Origin of the sequence: Pseudoalteromonas gelatinilytica (assembly GCF_001641615.1) — a bacterium.
Lineage (GTDB): Bacteria > Pseudomonadota > Gammaproteobacteria > Enterobacterales > Alteromonadaceae > Pseudoalteromonas > Pseudoalteromonas gelatinilytica.
The window spans coordinates 1-16,024 of sequence record NZ_LRRU01000017.1 but is presented as its reverse complement, the minus strand read 5'-3'; the positions used below and the strand labels follow the sequence as shown (position 1 = coordinate 16,024).

The window sequence follows — 16,024 nt, the reverse complement described above, 5'->3', positions numbered from 1 at the left end:
ATCATGGCCTTGAAGCGTATTTTAGCGGTTGATGATGAACCATTTAATCTAGAAATTATTGAAGAGATCTTAGAAGATCTCGATTTTGAGCTGAAAATGGTTAATAGCGGCCCAGAATGTTTAGAAGTCGTTGAAGAGTTTGATCCTCAGGTGATTTTACTCGATGTGAGCATGCCACAAATGAGTGGTTATGATGTATGCCGTAAACTCAAAGAAAACCCAATCACACAAAAAATTATAGTGATGTTTGTCTCAGCGAGGGGCACGGTTGAAGAGCGTATGGAAGGCTACTCTGTCGGTGCAGAAGACTACATTGTTAAGCCATTTAGCCATGAAGAACTGAGACTGAAATTACAACATTTGAATCAAGTACTCATTGAAAAAGAGTCGTTAGAGCAACAGGTTGAAGATGCGACTTCAACGGCGTTTAACGCCATGGCAAACAGCAGTGAAATGGGGCAAATCGTTAATTACATCGAACATATTGGTTCGATTGATAATGAGCAAGATCTCGGTAAAGCCTTTTTAAACTGTTTAGGTGCGTTTGATTTACAAAGTAACGTGGAATTTAGGCTAGATGGTGAAGTGTTACATTTCTCTGTGTCGGGAGTGTGTTCACCCATAGTGATCGAGCTGTTTGAAATGCTCAAAAGTAAAGGACGTTTGCACGAGTTCTCAAATCGGATTTTAGTAAACTATGAAATGATTAGTTTGCTTATCTTAAACATGCCGGGACAAGACCCAGATAAGCATGGCCGAATTCGAGACCATATTTGCTTTTTAGTCAGTGTTACAGAGCAGCAGCTTAAAGCGATTCTCACAAAAAAAGAGCTTCTTCAGCAGCAACAACAATTGAATGATGCCGTCGGTAAGGTACATAGTAAATTTACTGGTTTAATTGAGCTTTTAAATGAAAACCGTATCAATAACGAAGCAATTTTTAAGCAGCTTCAAGAAGACTTAGAAAGGCGCATACCGACCATGGGCTTAGATGAAGACCAAGAGGTGTTTATCTATCAAAAGGTCGATGAAACCATTCAAAACTCAGTAGCTCGAGAAGAGTCTGTAAAAGGGGTTAAAGCGGCCTTCAAAGAAATTGAAAATGACCTATCGCAATTATTAAAGCAATAGGTACATCGTTTTTATTATGCATTAAGCATCTCTGGGGAGGCCTTTTTCAACAATACGAATTAAGCGCTCAGTTTTACGAAGTTTTAACTGGCGCTTATTTTTTTGTTGAACAAGCGCCCACTCAATATGCTCAGCAACCAAAGCGCTAGCGGTTGTTAATCTTTGCTCTAAAGCATCGATTATCAGCTCATTGTAATCAGCGTTACCTAATCCGACAGCGAGGTTCCTTAACCAACGCTCATGACCGATGCGGCGAATAGGGCTGCCTTCGGTATTTTTAAGAAATGTCGCTTCATCCCATGCAAATAAAACCAGTAAGTCTTGTTCTTTAAGCTGTGTTCTTGGGTGAAAGTCAGCTTCATCAGTGATCTGACCATAGCGATTCCATGGACACACTAACTGGCAATCATCACAGCCATAGACACGATTGCCTAGCAGCGGACGATATTCTTCTGGGATCGCGCCTTGTAACTCAATCGTTAGGTAAGAAATACACTTACGGGCATCAACGACATAAGGTTCGACAATTGCACCAGTTGGGCACAGCGTCATACAGGCAACGCATTTACCACAGCCTTCAAAACTATTTTCTTCATCAATAGGCAGCGGTATATCAACAAATAACTCACCTAAGAAAAACCAAGAGCCCGCTTCTTTATTGATTAATAAACTATGTTTTCCACGCCAACCTAAGCCTGCCTTTTCGGCTAGTTGTCTTTCAAGCACAGGGGCTGAGTCAACAAAAGGACGAAAGCCGAGTTGGCCGATATGCTGTTCTATTTGTTGGCCTAACTTTTTCAAACGGTTACGAATTAACTTGTGATAATCACGACCTAATGCATAGCGACTGATGTACGCTTTGTCGGTTTGTTTAAGGTTTTTAGCAAAACTTGCATCAGGCGGTAGGTAATTCATTTTTACTGAGATGACTCGCTGCGTACCAGGTACCAACTCAGCGGGGCGCGCTCGCTTCATACCATGGGCTGCCATGTATTCCATCTCACCGTGATAGCCTAAATCTAACCAGCGTTGTAGCTGCGCTTCGTGTTTCGTTAGGTCAATATCAGTGATCCCGACTTCTGCAAAGCCAAGGTCTTTACCCCATTGCTTTATTTGCAGCGCGAGTTGTTCATAATCAATAGCGGGTGTTGTCACGGTCAATAAAAAAGTAGCCAAGAAGCGGCTACTTTAACATAGTTTGAGGTAGGCCCTGAAAAATATTCACTTATTGTAGGGTAATTCCTTCGTCAGTAATAACAGCGATTAGTAAGCCATACTCGACGTTGTTTTCAGAAAATGCACGCGATAATCCACCTCTAGTGTTTTGCTTCATAGTGTTGTTGCTGATTAAATCATCAAGGCTCTGGCTAATGGCATCTGTATTATTGCTTTGCAGAATAATGCCGCATAGTTGATTTGAGCATTGCATATCATAAACAGTAATGTCTGCGTGTTCTTCTTGGTATTTCACTGTTTCATCGTAAACTAGTTCTCTAATTTGCGCTTTGTTGGTATCAGTTAAGCCATTCGCTAACTTAGAAACATAATCTTGAATTTGTGTAAATCCGATTTCGTTTAATGGCTGTGTATTAAACACTTTTTGACCGTTTTCTGTGTTTGTTACGAGTTCATCAAATGAGCTTATTGAATCTTTAGAGGCGTTTGTATTGGCAAATGTATTGCTATAACTTGGAGAATCAGTCTCTTGTGATGATTGCGGGTTTATTTTTGTTTGAAGCGCTGATGACTCAATAGTAAGGGGTGCGGTTTCTTCAGCTGTTTCTACAGCCATAACATTGTGTGTACTGTTACTCTCAAGCAAGTTAACGACTTTATAAGTAATAAAAAGCGTGCATAGCGTGAGTACTGCAAAGAAAACATTTTTCATTTAAATTCCCTTTAGATGTTTTCTTATACAGTACTGTAACTAAATGAATTAAGTCAATTTTTACACAAAGCGTTTTAATTGCTCTTGGGTTTGTTGGCTCAGTTTGTGTGATTGCTGGCAATCAGCGAGTGATTCATCAATTTGCTGTTTAGCTTGCTCGCCCAAAGCCACAATTTGCTCTACCGTTTGATGAGTGTGGGTTTGGGTTTGCTCTAGTAAATGCACCGCGCTGACAATCTGCTGCAGCTGTTGTTGGTTTTGCTCAAATTCACCAAGCATATTGCTAAAGCCTGTTGAGGTATTGCTAATTGCCGTTTCAGCCTCACTCGAGTGGCTAATGAGTTGCTCAGATTCTTTATTGGTTTCGCTAACGAGCGTGTTCATTTGATTAATAAAATCACTGATCTGGCGAGTTGCATCGTTTACTTTAACTGAGAGCGATCTGACTTCATCGGCAACCACAGCAAAACCTCGGCCAGCTTCACCGGCACGTGCCGCCTCAATTGCAGCATTGAGGGCAAGTAAATTGGTTTGATCCGAAAATTCTTCGACCATTTTCAAAATGGCGCGAATGTTCTCGCTGTTTTCTTTCAGACCAGACACAGTTGCTGAGAAGTTACCCAAAATTTGGCTTATCATCGCGACCTTTTTAACCAGTGCCGATAACTCAGTAGCCGAGTGCTGCACAAAGCTCAAGTGTTCATTATTTACTTGATGTACGCTGTCTGTATTCGCTGAGATATTCTCTAGGCTTGAAGTAATTTGATTACTTGAATCGGTAATGGTTTGACTGAATTTTATTTGCTGGTGGCTCATCTGTGCGGTTTGCTGCATAGAATGAGTCATCTTTAAGCTACTATCAGCACTGGCTTGTGCACTTTGGTACGTAGTGGCTAATAGTTTTGCTAGGTGAACGGTAAAGGTATTGTACTGCTCACTTAAATCTCGAAATTCATCGTAGGTAAAATGCGGTAGCTTGGCTGATAAATCAGCATCATGGCGATTGATTTGCTCAAGTGTGTCGCGCATTGCTTGCACGGGGCGCACAATCAAAAAGCGCATGTAGAAAACAGTAAAAATAAAGCTGGCGACGATAACAAAGGTCATTAACCAAAATAGTCCCATACCAGCTTGTTGCTCTGACAGGCTGCTATAAAGCCAGATTAATGTGATAGCTTGAAACGCAAACACAAAACCTAAATTACCGACAATCTTACGTGTAAGAGTGTAAAAGAATGTTTGTTCGATAAAATTATAAATGCGCATATAGCTACTCATTAAGGTGTTGTGTTGATTCATTTTGGCGTATTTTTTTATTATTCAATTTCACATAATTCAACAGTATAGCTTAGTTTTGTTGAGTTACAGTGACTGCAGTGTCATTTGTGTATGACACGGAAAATTAGTAAAAATACCATCTACGCCATACTCTAGCATTAATTCGATATCTTCCACTTTATCGACCGTGTAAGCATAAACTTGAAGGCCGCGTTGTTTTGCATCAGCAACAAACTCATGGTTTATAAAGTTTTTATCTACATGAATGCTGTAGGCATGCAGTTTTTGCGCAAACTCGCTGTAATTAATTGGAATAGAAGCTGTGAGTGCGCCAATCTTTACCCATGGCAGTTTTTGCTTGAGCCACATTAGTTGGTGATGATCGAATGAAGAGACTAACAGGTTATCTCTAGATATCTTTCCTGCACTGACATTTGACTCAATAAGCTCAACAAATTTATCTAGCGAAAAAGTATGTTTAAGTTCTAAATTGAGCAGTGTTTTATCATCAACCCAATCGATTGCCTGCTGTAAAGTCGGTACGACTTCGCCATTGCCTGCATCGTATTGCTGAATTTTTTCTTTTGAGCAGGCGTTTACCTTGCCGCGCCCAGAGGTTGTACGATCAAGCCAGGTGTCATGAATAATCATGTAATCATCAAGACAGCTTTGCACATCAATTTCGATACCATCTACTGCCAAATCAACAGCGGCGATAATGGCGCTCTTGGTATTTTCTGGATAGGTACCACTGGCACCTCTGTGAGCGAATACTTTCATCATTGCTTATACCTACGAGTCACTGACCATGTTTCATAAAAAGCGGCACTAATTACTAACGCGCCACCAATAAGAGTGCTAATTGAAGGTTGCTCATGCAAAATTAAAAAAGCGAAAAACGTACCGTATAAAGGCTGCAAACACGATATCAAACCAGCGGTTGAGGCTGATAAGTTTTTTAGGCTTGCTGCAAACAGTGAATGCGGTGCTGCTGTAAAAATAACCCCTACGGTAATTAATAGCAGCCAATTTATTGTATCAACTTGTAATGGCGGTACTTCGACAAAGGCGCACAGCATAATGCAGGCGATCCAGGTTTGATAAAGCATGGTTTGTGGGCCGCCATACTGGCTAAAGTAACGCTTGTGAACGATATTTCGAAAAGCAAAAAAGAACGCTGACAAAATACCAATAGCAATACCGAGTGTGACATCATTACCTAAGCTGGCATCTGGAATGAGTAAGTAAATCCCTAGCATTACCACCAAGGCGCTAAAAATATCTTTAAGCTGTGGTTTACTGCCATGAAATAAAGGCTCTAAAAATACCGTGATAACAGGGTAAGTAAAAAAGGCAATCATACCGACTGCAATACCTGCCAATTGCATACCTGCGAAGTAGGTAAGCCAATGTATTCCAACAATGACACCAAGTAACAAGGCGATGAAATAATCACGACGTGAGTGAAGCTTAATCGCTTTCTTTTGGATTGTGAGTAACAGCAGTAGTGCACAGCCCGCAATGGCTGTTCGGTAAACGGTAATATCTAATGCACTTAGGCTGACTAGCTTGGCAAATAATGCAGTACCACCAAAGAGTAGCACTGCAATATGTAAGTATATTAGGCTCTGTTTGTGCGCCTGCATTACAAACCTTGTTATTGTTGTTATTAACTCTCTTTGTAACGGTAATCCTTTACTTTGTAAACTCCCCAAATGGGCTAATCCATTCGTTTAGTTCCAATATTTCCACCCTTGTAAGTAATAGTGCAGCACATTTGGCTCATCAAGCGTCGATACTTTTTCGTTGTTAGCGCTAATGTCTGGCGTGAAAATAAACAGTTGTGCGTCATTTTCAGGGCGATAATAGCGGGTGTTAACAGGCAATAACTGGTGGTTGCTACACATTAAGTTGCAAGCCATAACAAAGCCCCACTCACCAAAAGAGGGCACATTCAAATGATAAGGCAAAGTATGAGCAAAGCCTGCTGCACTGAGCGTGTTGTTGATAGACCAAAATGCCTGTTTTGCAAAAAATGGACTGGTGGCTTGGGTGACCACAATTCCGTTATTTGGCAGTCGTGTTTTTACTAGTTGATAAAATTGCTGACTGTAAAGCCGTGCAAGGTTGATTGCTTTTGGATCGGGTAAATCAATAAAAATAATATCGAACAGTTGTTCGCTTTGCTCAACAAACACATAGGCATCTTGATGAATAATTGTCACTTTAGGATCACTCAGTGAGTGCTTGTTAAGTGTTGTGAGGTTGTGATTAGTTTGCGCAAGCCTAGCGACAGCAGGGTCTAAATCAACCAGGGTAATAGACTCTAATTGCGGGTATTTCAAAAGCTCTCTGGCTGCTAAGCCATCGCCACCACCTAAAATTAGAATTCGTTTTGCATTGCCATGGCGCACCATGGCTGGGTGAATAAGCGCTTCGTGATAGCGATATTCATCAATCGATGAAAACTGTAAGCCACCGTTTAAATAAAGGCGAATATCATCTTTATGACGAGTGAGTACGATTTGCTGATAGGGGGTTTGCTCTGAATGTACAACACGATCATCGTAAATTTGGCTTTGCCAAAGATACGTGAGCTGTTTACTAGCAAATAAGCAAAGCACCAATATTAAGCTAACTAAAACAAGTGTGAGCCTCAGTACTTTTCGACGGTTTGGGCTGATATGGTCGATAAAGTACCAAAGCAATAGCAGCGCAATACTTAGATTCATTAAGCCAAAGCTTAGGGCCGTTTTAAAAACCCCAAGCCAAGGTAAAAATAGAAAAGGAAACAGTAAAGTCGCGAGCAGGGCACCAAAGTAGTCAATAGATAACACATTGGCGAGGTTTGCTTTTAGCGCATAATGTTTTTCCATTAGGCGACTTAACAGCGGAATTTCTAAGCCAATCAAAATCCCTATTAGCGTGGTGAGTAAAATACTAATTGCTTGTAGTGGTAAGCCATAGGCATACGAGAAGTACAACAAGGGCACGCTCAAACCACCAAGTAGTGCAAGCGCTAACTCAAAACCTATAAAATAAGCTAGCAGTGGTTTATCGGGCACAAAACGCGAAAAATAAGAGCCTATGCCCATTGCCGCCATATAGACGCCAATCGTCAGAGAAAATTGGGTGATGCTATCACCCAAAAAGTAGGCACCCGTTGTTGCGATCAGCAGCTCATAGATAATAGAGCAAAGGCCAGCGACAAAAATACTAAACAGTAAAATGTGGCTTTCGCGAATTGATTTACTTACCACCCGGGCCGCCTCGTGAACGAAAACCAGCACTACCAATACTTTGCTCTCGAAGCTGTTTATCTACATAGATATTACTGTGTCCATAGGCGTAAACTTGCCAGTCAGCTTCATCATCATCTTTGCCATAGGCGAACAGAGATACAAGTAGCACAGGCACAAAAAACAGCAGGGCTATAGGCCAAACAGGAAATGTTGTTTCCATCGCTTGCTTTGCCTGTAAGCCTTTTTTGGTGATAGGTTGAAAAGAAATATCTGATTTATTTTTACCTTCCTCTAAGCGATTCAAAATCACAAAAAGGCATAAGCCAGCAATAATGCCTGACATCCACATTAGCGGAATAAGTATTTTACTATTCCCTTTGATTGGGATAATTCGAAACGTATAACTAAAATGTTCGGCACGCTTATTTGGGCCAAACGTACTACTAACGTAGGCGCTATATTGCCCCTTCTTGGGGAAGTGGACATCGTGATAAGTATAATCACGGTATTCAGTCCATTTTCCTTCTGAATCGCGTCCGGTTTCAGCCCATAGCTCATCTGCGTAACTAAATAAATAGTTGCCATCAGGGTCAAATACTTCAAGGTCAATGGCTTTCCACGAATTTAAAGGCAGTCTGCCTTTAATTTCTAAGCGCATCATCTGGCCATCTTCTGGCACATTAAATAGGTAGGCTTTATCTTGTCCGTCGTAGTCTTTAAAGTTGCCATATTGGCCACTGATAAGTGGCGCTTGTAGATCTGCACGTATTATTATGCAAGCCAAAAACGAGATGGCAGCAATAATAAAAAGCTTATAGATGTTCATCCATTACTCCATATATAAGCTTAAATAGCGATAGTGATGATAACAGCAACACAAATGGCAATGCTGCTTTCGATAACCGCAACAGCGGTGTTTTTATCGTGCATTGCTTGGTCGAGAGAAATTTTACTAAAAATAATTTTATCAACGAGGTAACGCACAATTGGTAAAATTAAAAAGCCAAATAATGCGTCAATAAAGAATAAGCTTAAGCTTTGTTGCCAACTATGAAAGCCACCAATAAGCGCATGACATAAGATAATAGCTAATGCCAACATGGTGCCTGAAAAGCTAAGTGCAACGGCTTTATTGCCTTTTTCTAGCTGCTCGTGAAGGTTGAATGCAGTAAGGTGATCATAGCCTTTGGCAAAAATGATCAGCATCAGTTGCCCTAAAAAGTAGAACACAATGGCTGATAACCAGGTGCCTTCGCCGGTTAATGCGCCACCAATGATAAGTGCTGCTGCCATATAGTTAGCTGCTTGTACTAAGCCAACGGCCTCGTTTTGTTGGTTAATTAATTGCTCTTGGTTGCAGAACAAGCGCAGCAGTAATTTGTCATTTAAAATACGTGAGCAGGTCAGTAGTACCATACCTAACACGCTGTACAGTGAAACATTCATCAAGTCGCTAACAAGCCCTTTACTAGGCCCAGCTAAAACAAAGCCGTAAATAATGGTGATAGCTCCTAAATAACCGCCTATCGATAAACCTAAAGCACTGTTGGCATTATCGGTTAACTGACTGGTGGTGTTGTAAGGCGTTGCTAAGTTATACGACAGTTTTGCAAGGGCTATGATAGCAATGAACAGGCCAATGTAGGCGCTGTTATAGGCCATAGTCGAAAGGTAATGGGTTAAGTTAATATCCATATAGATTTGTTAGCTTGTTGTTATTTTCCGAAAATATTAACACAGAGTGTTTGTTGCAAAGAATATCAACGCCTCACTTTTTGCCAGAATTAATCAATTTCTTAAAAGTTTCATAGCTTTTGCCTGTCTCATTGTTAGGTTATGGGTTAAAATAACAACATAACCAACTAACAAGATAGTGAATGTCAAAACAGGATCCCAATCTCAGTCGAGAACAAGAAAAGTACGAAAACCCCGTCCCTAGCCGTGAGTTTATACTTACTCACTTAGAATCTCGCGCCAAACCAGCAAACTTCACACAACTTTGTGACGAATTACATGTGAACGATACAGAGCGCCAAATAGCGTTCAAACGTCGTTTACGTGCTATGGAGCGCGATGGTCAACTGTATTTCAATAAGTTTAAATGCTACGCATTGATCGATGAATCTGGCCTCGTTAAAGGTAAGGTCATTGGTCATCGTGACGGATTCGGCTTTTTAGAAGTTGAAGGTGAGAGTAAAGATTGGTTTATCGCGAAGCACCAAATGAATATGGTGTTACACGGTGACATTGTGCTTGCAAAAGGCAATCGTAAAGGCGCTAGTGGCAAATGCGAAGCACGTATCATTAAGGTATTAACCAATGAACGAGCACCGATTGTTGGTCGCTATTTTGTTGAGCATGGTATTGCTGTTGTAGTGGCGGAAGACCCACGCATAACGCAAGACATTATGATACTACCGGGTAGTGAAAATGGCGCGCGCCACAATCAAATGGTGCAGGTGCAAATTACCCAAAACCCTAGCCGACATATGAATGCGGTAGGTAAAGTAACCGAGGTACTGGGTGAACATTTAGCACCGGGTATGGAAATTGAAGTTGCACTACGCAATCACGATATTCCCCATGTGTGGCCAGAAGCGGTTGAGAAGCAAGTTGCTCATTTAGGTGAGTTTGTTGATGAACAAGCAAAGCTAGGTCGTGTTGATTTACGTGACTTACCGCTGGTGACTATTGACGGTGAAGATGCCCGTGACTTTGACGATGCCGTTTATTGTGAGCGTAAACCATCGGGTGGTTGGCGTTTATGGGTCGCTATTGCTGATGTGTCGCATTATGTAGGTATGAATACGCCTCTGAATAAAGAAGCGATTGAACGCGGTAATTCAGTGTACTTCCCTGAGCAAGTTATTCCGATGCTGCCAAAAGTGTTATCCAATGGCTTATGCTCACTAAACCCGAAAGTTGACCGCTTATGTATGGTCGCTGAGATGACAGTGTCAGATGCGGGTAAATTGTCTGGGTACAAATTTTACGAAGCGGTGATGAATTCACACGCTCGTTTTACCTACACTAAAGTGAATGCGATTTTACAAGGCGATGAAAAGCTGCGTGAAGAATATGCCGAGATGGTGCCGCATTTAACTGACTTGCATCAGATGTATATGGCACTAAAAGCAGCACGCCAAGAACGTGGTGCGATTGAATTTGAAACGTTAGAAACGCGTTTTGTGTTTAATGCACACCGTAAGATTGAATCAATCGTGCCAGTGGTTCGCAATGATGCACACAAGCTTATCGAAGAGTGCATGATTCTTGCGAACGTATCAGCTGCCCGTTTATTAGAAAAACACGAAGCAAGTGCGCTTTATCGTGTGCATGATGAGCCGGATGGTGAAAAGCTTGGTTTCTTCAGAAACTTTTTATCAGAGCTTGGTATTGAAACCGCGATTTCTGATGAGCCAACACCAAAAGAAATCACTCAGGTGTTAGCAAAATTAGGCGACCGTCCTGAAGCTGAGCTTATTCAAACCATGTTGCTTCGTTCGATGAAGCAAGCGGTGTATCAGCCAGATAACATTGGTCACTTTGGTTTGGCTTTGCCAGCCTATGCCCACTTTACGTCGCCTATTCGTCGTTACCCTGATTTAGTGGTGCACCGTGCAATTAAAGCCGTGCTTAAAGCGCAAGGTCAGCAAACATCCGGTGAGTACGCCTACACTGATGACGAAGTTGATATTTTAGGTGAGCAGTGTTCAACCACTGAACGCCGTGCTGATGATGCGACACGCGAAGTCGCAGATTGGCTGAAATGTGAATTTATGCAAGACCATGTTGGTGACGAATTTGGTGGGGTGATCTCATCGGTAACTAACTTTGGTTTATTTGTACGTTTAGACGACTTACAAATCGACGGCATGATCCATGTAACTAATTTAGGCAATGAATATTTCCATTATGATGGAGCTAAGCATTGCTTGATTGGTGAACAAACACATACCGTTTATCGTTTAGGCGATAAAGTAACGGTTCAGGTTTCATCTGTAAGTCTTGATGAGCGACGCATAAACTTAGTGTTAGCAGGTGAAGCGCAACAAGACCGTTATGCGCGTCGTCGTGGTCGTAGTGCCCCTGCAAAACCAAGTGTTCGTGCCCAGCTTAAGGCCGGTAAAATCCCTGGCAAAAAACCGCAGTCAGGCAGTTTTGAGGCTAAGTCAGGCGATAAAGACAACGAAAAACGTGGCAAGTCTTCTCATTCTAAAGGGCGTAAAAAACCTAATGGTAAACAAGCCGATGCTGTAAAAGCCGGCAACAAGAAGAGCAAGAAGAAAGCCACCAAAAAGGCAAAAAGACCGGGTAAGAATGCCCGTAAACGTAATAGCCGAGGAGCAAATAATACGTGAGTAATGAATTAATTTTTGGTTTTCACTCAGTTGAAGCAATTTTAGCAAAAGAGCCAGAGCGCTTTTTAGAAATTTATGCTTTAAAAGGACGTGAAGATAAACGTTTAAACCCGATTATTGATGAAGCACGTAAATTCGGTATTTCTGTACAATTTATGCAGCGTAAAGCGCTTGATAATAAAGCCGACGGTGAGCAGCACCAAGGCATTATTGCCAATGTAAAAGCAGCCCGTATGTATAACGAGAAAGATCTAGATGAGATCATTGCCCGTGAGGAAACGCCTTTCTTACTGGTACTTGATGGCATAACTGATCCGCATAACTTAGGGGCGTGTTTACGTAGTGCTGATGCTGCAGGCGTGCACGCGATTATCGTTCCTAAAGATAAATCAGCAAAACTCAATGGTACAGCGCGTAAAGTAGCATGTGGTGCGGCAGAAACAGTACCACTGGTACAAGTCACTAATCTGGCACGCACATTACGCGAAATTAAAGACGCAGGTGTTTGGGTTGTCGGCACTGCAGGTGAAACAGATACTGAGTTATTCGATGCAAATCTAACAGGGCCAATGGCGATTGTTATGGGTGCAGAAGGGGATGGTATGCGCCGCTTAACTCGTGAGCATTGTGATTTATTAGTTAAAATCCCAATGGCTGGTACGGTATCTAGCTTAAATGTGTCAGTTGCGACGGGGATTTGTTTATTTGAAGTGTTACGCCAGCGTAATGCAACGCAGATCTAACTACCGCAAAATTCCAGACACAAAAAAGCCGATGTAACATTGGGCTGATACTTTATTAGGGATCTACATATGTAGATCCCTTTTTATTTATGTACATAAAATCATAGGGTTAACATTAAAACTTACGCAAAAAAAACATTCGCGAGCAGATGTATTTTCTATATATTCAATAGCTTAAGTAGTTAATTGAAATTTTTCTAATTATTACTAGAATTGATCGCTAGGGGGATCAATGGACAGAGTAGTAATAATAGATACAGAGACAACTGGCTTGTCTCCACGCAAGGGCAAGCATCGCATTGTTAACCTTGCTGCCGTAGAAATAATTGATGGCGATATCACAGGCAGCATCTTCCACTACTTCTAAAACCCTGAAGGTAAGAAGAGTACGTCGGAAGCCCACGCGGTACACCAAATTGAAGATTCATTTTTGCTTGATAAGCCAACGTTCTGCCAAATAGCTGAAGAATTTCTAGAGTTCATAGATGGTGCACGACTTTCCTTTTACAATTCAGAATTTGATGTTGATTTCCTGCAATCAGAAATTGATCGATGTGGACTAGATATTGTCTTCAATAGAGATTACGACGTATCTTGCTTGATGAGGGATTTTGCCAATAGGGAAAACTATGGGAAATGGGTCAAATTAGATAATGCTTGCATACGTTATGGTATAGACATTACTGAAAGAAAATCACACGGTGCCGCAATAGATGCCTTTATTACAGCGGAGCTGTACCTGAAGTTTCATTATTCGAGTGACAAACCACTTGCGAAGACACCGCATCAAAATGAACGTGTCGAGCCTACAGCCTTTCCAATCCCAAGAGCCTACAAAGATCCTATCACTGGTAAAGCTATTCAGCTTAACTACTGTAAGAACCCAAACTGCCGAAACTATGGTGTAGCCGCACTTAATCCCAAACGCAAAGCTGATGGCTCTATAATGCGAGGGTTAGGTAATGATTATAGGTTTACTAAAACAAAGATAGGTCGCGTGTTAACTTGCATCATCTGCGGCACAAGTACAAAACTGATAAACAACAAAGCTTTCGTTGAAGAGTCAAATAGGCAAAAGCAAATATTTTCCAATAAAGAGATTTGTTGCCCTGATAAGAAACTTGAAACATCACGACGACGAACTAGGCCATGTCGAAATGCGGTGGTAAATTGGTTAGATAAGCCTAAGCGTTACACCTTAAGAGGCACAGTACCGTCAACAGTAGAGTCATTGAAGTATCGAGAAGCCCAAAGGATTGAATGCAATGCCTGTCACAATCCTTTCAACGTACCGTTGAACGCTGAGTATGGTCAAAAGAGAGCTGATATCAATGGAATATTGTTCAGAATGCTTATTAACAAAGGTATCGTCAACAGAATGGAAGAAATTTTGGATGTGCCTATCACTTTAATTTACCACCGTATCGAGTTTTTCTTTAACCAGTGTGTTGAGTTTGACCGTTGGCACATACAGAACAACATTCAGGCTTTAAAAGGCAAAACCCTAGAAGTTAGTATGGACAGGCAGCACTACCTGTCTAACTGGAGTGATAAGAAGGACAGTCGCCCTACGAAACTGGTAAATACTTCAACGGTAGACAATAAAACTCGATTTGTATTTGCTAGTACAGTTAACTTCGACACCACCTCAGACTGGGAAGTAATTAAAAGAGACATTAGCAGATGTAGTGATCTTAAGAAGCCTGAACACAAGAGAAGGTATGGTCAGTACGTTCTATCCAATCAAGAAGTCGAAACTGATGACGTTGATGATACCCTGCCTCTGAAAGCACCAAATAAAAATTTACTAGTGCAACAAACTTATTCTCTCATGGCACACCTTGAAGTGATAAAACAGTACGTAAATGAGGCGCGTTACACTCGTTTATTCGCAGATGCCGACGAAGGCTTTGAACTTGGTATTGGGTTAGTGATGAAAGAACAGATTGCGGCCAGCAAACTCTACCCTGTGCTTGTAAAAGCAGAAAGGAACAATGCCAGCCAAATGCAAGACAAGCGTGCCTGGTCAGAACAAGTTCTTCTTAAGCATGGGATTACTATGAGCGACATAAAGAGGGCCAAAGTTGATAGAGAAAAACTAGCTCAAATATCGCAACAATATTGGGCTGCCGAGATGCACAAACGTACTATTGAATCAGGATCGGCTAAATCAGAGTGGTTAGTTCATCCATTTCCTAAATCTAGACATTCTGTTCAAGTAAAACCATTAGTAGGCTTTCATGGCGCTATATCTGTTAGCCAAACGCTATCTGAGAATTTGTTAGATGTATCTACATATGGAGTTGATAACTACTTTCAAATGATACGCCGCCGAATCAATATGTTCGAGCGACCAATAACATCAGCCACAAACAGTAAACGATGGAATGGCTACGCTTCATACAACCCTAAATGGGCGGTTATGATTATTGAGATATTGAGGGTCTACAACAACTACGTATTGACCGACGAAAAGTCACTTAAAAACAAAGGACTGTATCAGGAAGCAACAACACCAGCTCAAAAGCTTGGCATTACAGATAAGAAATATACAATAGAAGATATTCTAGACTTTACAGTCGCGAGCAAAATTAAAAACTTACAATAAGGAAGTCAATGATTAAAGGAATAGAGAACAGAGCTAAGCTAGCTGTCGGGGTGTCGGCATTCGCTATATTAATAATGGCATTTCAATGGTCAATCATTGATTGGATAACTCCTTTCTTGATGATGCCGTTGATGCTTGTGGTATTTATTGTCTTTTTAACGGGACTCGGTTTTAGCATTTCATGTCTTTTTAAGTTCAAAGAAATTAGGTGGTTGGCAACAATTCCCTTAGCAGTCCAATTGGTTGCCCTTGCTGTACTAGAGTTTGTTCCGTTTACGAAGCTCTGGATAAATGCAGATTTCCACTTATATGAATCTCAACGTCAAGAAGTCGTCGCAAGGGTTTACTCTGGCGAGCTTGTCTCTAATGTACAACATAATTCATCGTTAATAGCACTAGGCTCTGAGTATTCAAAAATATCAATGGGCGGAAATGAGATTGTGGTTCAAGATATCGACGGTTCGAAATACGTTTTCTTCTACACCTTTAGAGGGATATTGGACAACTATTCTGGTTTTTTATATGTCCCTGACGGCGGCGACCCAAGGAGCTATGCGGATTTAGATGAAGAAGATGTAACTCAAATAATAAAATACGCAGACAATTGGTACTACACCTCACACCATTAATTACAGTAGACCTACTAACCTATTGTTTTTAATGAGGATATACCTGCTCTCGAATGTAATTTTCGACATATCTTGATGGCTAAGCATTTGATTTCACGTTGAAATAAAAAAGGGATCTGAGTATTCAGATCCCTAATAAAGTAT

Annotated in this window: 12 protein-coding genes and 1 pseudogene; 5 read left to right on the top strand and 8 right to left on the bottom strand. The window is 41.2% G+C overall.

What is annotated here, in order from left to right; all coding sequences use genetic code 11:
- The first annotated feature begins 3 nt into the window (after positions 1–3).
- Complete coding sequence (locus NH153_RS07705; RefSeq protein WP_063702572.1) at positions 4–1,131, top strand: response regulator; 1,128 nt, start codon at positions 4–6, stop codon at positions 1,129–1,131.
- 21 nt (positions 1,132–1,152) lie between these two features.
- Here the strand turns inward: NH153_RS07705 and queG are convergent, their stop codons facing one another.
- The 8 genes from queG to NH153_RS07665 form a co-directional block, all read right to left on the bottom strand.
- The gene (queG, locus tag NH153_RS07700; RefSeq protein WP_063702881.1) at positions 1,153–2,286 is read right to left on the bottom strand and encodes a tRNA epoxyqueuosine(34) reductase QueG; all 1,134 of its coding nucleotides are present in this window, start codon (positions 2,284–2,286) and stop codon (positions 1,153–1,155) included.
- A 70-nt stretch (positions 2,287–2,356) separates the two neighbouring features.
- Entirely contained in the window at positions 2,357–3,019 is a 663-nt protein-coding gene (locus NH153_RS07695; RefSeq protein ID WP_063702570.1) for a hypothetical protein, read from the bottom strand.
- A gap of 60 nt (positions 3,020–3,079) precedes the next feature.
- Positions 3,080–4,297: a methyl-accepting chemotaxis protein gene (locus NH153_RS07690; protein WP_063702568.1), complete on the bottom strand. Its 1,218-nt coding sequence runs from the start codon at positions 4,295–4,297 to the stop codon at positions 3,080–3,082.
- An 84-nt stretch (positions 4,298–4,381) separates the two neighbouring features.
- Positions 4,382–5,080 (bottom strand): glycerophosphodiester phosphodiesterase, encoded by a 699-nt coding sequence (locus NH153_RS07685; protein ID WP_063702566.1) that lies wholly within the window; start codon positions 5,078–5,080, stop codon positions 4,382–4,384.
- A complete protein-coding gene (locus tag NH153_RS07680; RefSeq protein WP_063702564.1) occupies positions 5,077–5,943 on the bottom strand; it encodes a DMT family transporter in 867 nt (288 codons plus the stop codon). The genes NH153_RS07685 and NH153_RS07680 overlap by 4 nt, the downstream gene beginning before the upstream one ends.
- 87 nt (positions 5,944–6,030) lie before the next feature.
- Complete coding sequence (locus NH153_RS07675) at positions 6,031–7,557, bottom strand: polyamine aminopropyltransferase (protein WP_233999177.1); 1,527 nt, start codon at positions 7,555–7,557, stop codon at positions 6,031–6,033.
- A complete protein-coding gene (locus tag NH153_RS07670; RefSeq protein WP_063702562.1) occupies positions 7,547–8,365 on the bottom strand; it encodes a hypothetical protein in 819 nt (272 codons plus the stop codon). The genes NH153_RS07675 and NH153_RS07670 overlap by 11 nt, the downstream gene beginning before the upstream one ends.
- A gap of 20 nt (positions 8,366–8,385) precedes the next feature.
- Positions 8,386–9,234 (bottom strand): DUF350 domain-containing protein, encoded by an 849-nt coding sequence (locus NH153_RS07665; RefSeq protein ID WP_063702559.1) that lies wholly within the window; start codon positions 9,232–9,234, stop codon positions 8,386–8,388.
- Between the two features lie 182 nt (positions 9,235–9,416).
- On the opposite strand from NH153_RS07665, the gene rnr reads away from it, so the two are divergent.
- The 4 genes and pseudogenes from rnr to NH153_RS07645 all read left to right on the top strand — a co-directional run bounded on the left by rnr (position 9,417) and on the right by NH153_RS07645 (position 15,880).
- Positions 9,417–11,900, top strand: a complete 2,484-nt coding sequence (rnr, locus tag NH153_RS07660) for a ribonuclease R (RefSeq protein WP_063702557.1) — start codon at positions 9,417–9,419, stop codon at positions 11,898–11,900.
- Positions 11,897–12,643: a 23S rRNA (guanosine(2251)-2'-O)-methyltransferase RlmB gene (rlmB, locus tag NH153_RS07655; protein ID WP_063702555.1), complete on the top strand. Its 747-nt coding sequence runs from the start codon at positions 11,897–11,899 to the stop codon at positions 12,641–12,643. The genes rnr and rlmB overlap by 4 nt, the downstream gene beginning before the upstream one ends.
- A 232-nt stretch (positions 12,644–12,875) precedes the next feature.
- Positions 12,876–15,251, top strand: a pseudogene (locus NH153_RS07650) (exonuclease domain-containing protein).
- 8 nt (positions 15,252–15,259) lie between these two features.
- Entirely contained in the window at positions 15,260–15,880 is a 621-nt protein-coding gene (locus tag NH153_RS07645; RefSeq protein WP_058584966.1) for a hypothetical protein, read from the top strand.
- The last annotated feature ends 144 nt before the right edge of the window (positions 15,881–16,024 follow it).

Bases quoted from the DNA above. Each gene is read 5' to 3' on its own strand.
- NH153_RS07695 (WP_063702570.1), bottom strand. From the start codon at position 3,019: ATGAAAAATGTTTTCTTTGCAGTACTCACGCTATGCACGCTTTTTATT.
- NH153_RS07685 (WP_063702566.1), bottom strand. From the start codon at position 5,080: ATGATGAAAGTATTCGCTCACAGAGGTGCCAGTGGTACCTATCCAGAA.
- NH153_RS07680 (WP_063702564.1), bottom strand. From the start codon at position 5,943: ATGCAGGCGCACAAACAGAGCCTAATATACTTACATATTGCAGTGCTA.
- rnr (WP_063702557.1), top strand. From the start codon at position 9,417: ATGTCAAAACAGGATCCCAATCTCAGTCGAGAACAAGAAAAGTACGAA.
- NH153_RS07690 (WP_063702568.1), bottom strand. From the start codon at position 4,297: ATGAGTAGCTATATGCGCATTTATAATTTTATCGAACAAACATTCTTT.
- NH153_RS07665 (WP_063702559.1), bottom strand. From the start codon at position 9,234: ATGGATATTAACTTAACCCATTACCTTTCGACTATGGCCTATAACAGC.
- NH153_RS07705 (WP_063702572.1), top strand. From the start codon at position 4: ATGGCCTTGAAGCGTATTTTAGCGGTTGATGATGAACCATTTAATCTA.
- NH153_RS07645 (WP_058584966.1), top strand. From the start codon at position 15,260: ATGATTAAAGGAATAGAGAACAGAGCTAAGCTAGCTGTCGGGGTGTCG.
- NH153_RS07670 (WP_063702562.1), bottom strand. From the start codon at position 8,365: ATGAACATCTATAAGCTTTTTATTATTGCTGCCATCTCGTTTTTGGCT.